Origin of the sequence: Synechococcus sp. H55.9, assembly GCF_047462355.1 — a bacterium.
Lineage (GTDB): Bacteria > Cyanobacteriota > Cyanobacteriia > Thermostichales > Thermostichaceae > Thermostichus.
Map to the genome: position 1 here is coordinate 1,205 of NZ_JANSJB010000120.1, position 2,534 is coordinate 3,738.

Annotated in this window: 3 protein-coding genes; 1 reads left to right on the forward strand and 2 read right to left on the reverse strand. The window is 56.9% G+C overall.

Features of this window, described 5'->3' with window-relative positions; genetic code table 11:
• Both NW857_RS11965 and psbB read right to left on the reverse strand, forming a co-directional pair.
• A complete protein-coding gene (locus tag NW857_RS11965; protein WP_011429542.1) occupies positions 1 to 99 on the reverse strand; it encodes a photosystem II reaction center protein T in 99 nt (32 codons plus the stop codon).
• 113 nt (positions 100 to 212) lie between these two features.
• Complete coding sequence (gene psbB / locus NW857_RS11970) at positions 213 to 1,745, reverse strand: photosystem II chlorophyll-binding protein CP47 (RefSeq protein WP_414335085.1); 1,533 nt, start codon at positions 1,743 to 1,745, stop codon at positions 213 to 215.
• Between the two features lie 361 nt (positions 1,746 to 2,106).
• Here psbB and NW857_RS11975 point away from each other — a divergent pair, with 361 nt between their 5' ends.
• Positions 2,107 to 2,403: a 2Fe-2S iron-sulfur cluster-binding protein gene (locus tag NW857_RS11975; protein ID WP_414335084.1), complete on the forward strand. Its 297-nt coding sequence runs from the start codon at positions 2,107 to 2,109 to the stop codon at positions 2,401 to 2,403.
• The last annotated feature ends 131 nt before the right edge of the window (positions 2,404 to 2,534 follow it).

A 2,534-nucleotide genomic window follows, 5' to 3' on the forward strand; every position in this document is an offset into this window, starting at 1 on the left:
TTACTTCTTCTGAATCCTAGGAGTTTCGCGAAAGGCGACGGCAAAAAACAGAAGGCCCAAGGTCAAAAACAGAATAAAGGTGTAGGTGATGGCTTCCATACCGACCTCCAAATCAAAATTCTAAGGGGGCTTAATTCCAGATTAGCTTGGAGCCGCCAGCACCCCATCTCTCCAGAGAAACAGAGTGCCGACGGTCATCCCGCGAGAAAGCCTTACGCTTCTTGCACCTTGCGCGTGGTGGGATCCCCCACTTTTTGGAAGACACCGAATTCCACCATTTCCTCGCTCATGTTCGGGTCAATACCGGCAAACACATCCCGGAAGAGGGTGCGGGCGCCGTGCCAGATGTGGCCGAAGAAGAACAGCAGGGCAAAGACCGCATGGGCAAAGGTAAACCAACCGCGGGGGCTGGTGTGGAAGGTGCCGTCGGCTTTCGGCGTTTCTCGGTCGAACTCGAAGAGCTGACCCAATTGGGCTTGGCGGGCATACTTCTTAACGGTTGCCGGGTCGGTAAACACCTGGCCGTCCAGTTTGCCTCCGTAGAACTCCACGGTCACGCCCACCTGCTCAAAGCTGTAGCGCGACTCGGCCCGGCGGAAGGGAATGTCCGCCCGCACCACGCCATCGGCATCCCGCAGGATGACCGGGAAGGTCTCGAAGAAGTTGGGCATGCGCTGCACCGTCAGCTCTCGCCCTTCGCGATCCCGGAACACCGGGTAGCCCAGCCACTCGATGGCAATGCCGTCTCCCTTGTTCATGGGACCGGCCCGGAACAGGCCCCCCTTGGCCGGGCTGTTACCCACGTAATCGTAGAAGAGCAGCGACTTGGGCAGAGAATCGTAGGCCTCACTGCGGGTCATCCCGGCTTCCATAGCCGCATTCACCCGCCGGTTAATCTCCTGGTTGAAATAGCCAGAATCCCATTGGTAGCGAGTAGGGCCAAATAGCTCCACAGGAGTCGTGGCACTGCCATACCACATCGTCCCGGCCACCACAAAACCAGCAAAAAACACCGCGGCAATTGAGCTGGACAGCACCGTCTCGATGTTCCCCATCCGCAGAGCGCGATAGAGGCGCTGGGGTGGGCGTACCGTCAGGTGAAACAAGCCGGCAATAATGCCGACAATGCCAGCAGCAATGTGGTGGGCCACCACACCCCCAGCGTTGTAGGGGTTAAACCCGGCTGGCCCCCATTCGGGTGCTACTGGCTGGACGTGCCCTGTCGTCGCATAGGGATCGCTCACCCACATCCCTGGGCCAAACACCCCCGTCAGGTGAAACGCGCCAAACCCAAAGCAGAGGATCCCCGCCAAGAGCAGGTGGATCCCAAACATTTTCGGCAAGTCCAAGGCCGGCTCGCCGGTACGGGGATCCCGGAACAGCTCCAGATCCCAGTAAACCCAATGCCAGCAGGCAGCCAAGAAGAGCAATCCGGACAAAACAATATGGGCAGTGGCTACCCCTTCAAACGTCCAAAAGCCCGTATTGGCCACGCTCTCGCCGTAGATATTCCAGCCGCCCCAGGAGTTGACCACCCCCAGGCGAACCATGAATGGCATGACAAACATGCCCTGACGCCACATCGGATTCAGGACAGGATCCGATGGATCAAAAATGGCCGTCTCGTAAAGCGCCATCGATCCGGCCCAACCTGCTACCAGAGCGGTATGCATCAGATGCACCGCAATCAGGCGACCTGGGTCATTCAGTACAACCGTATGGACCCGATACCACGGTAGTCCCATAAAGCTCGGTCCTCCACGTTCTCCAACACTTACGCAATATCCAGTCAAACCATTAAGCCGACATCTTCACCTGGGATCCTGACCTGAGCAGTTTCTTCAGGGTCGAGGAGTGCCGCACCCGCTTGAGCCAACGAGCGCACCCAAGGGGGATATCGCTCTCAGAATTTTTATCACGGGCATCAAACAGTATAACGAAACGCTACCGACCTGAGCGGCTTCAGCCAGGATGCCGTCTTATTTGGCATCATCTTCCCAGATCTCTCGCCGGAGATTAAAAATATGACTTAAAATGTAACAATACTTAGCAAACGCCGGTACTTCCCTGGCTCAGTCTGAAAGTGTCGTGGTTTCTGGCAAGGATATGGCAACGATTCGCTTTGTCAACGAGAATCGAGAGGTCGTCGTCGCGGAAGGCGCTAACCTGCGCTTGAAGGCGCTGGAGAATCAGATCGACCTCTACAAGATGATGGCCAAGCTGCTCAACTGCGGCGGCAACGGTCAATGTGGCACCTGCGTGGTGGAGATCGTCGAGGGATCCGAGAACCTCTCCCCTCGCACCGAGGCAGAAAACCGCAAGCTCAAGCGCAAACCGGATAGCTACCGCCTCGCCTGCCAGACCAAAGTGCTGGGGGATATTGCCGTCAAAACGAAGCCCTAACGCCCATTTTCTCTTTGGGCAAGCCGTACCTAAAGAGTGGTATGCTGACTGCCAGTTAGGCTTGTGGCGGTTGGAGCTATGGAGACGAATTACCTGGGCATCTTGGCCACTCTCTTGGTCGTTTTGGTGCC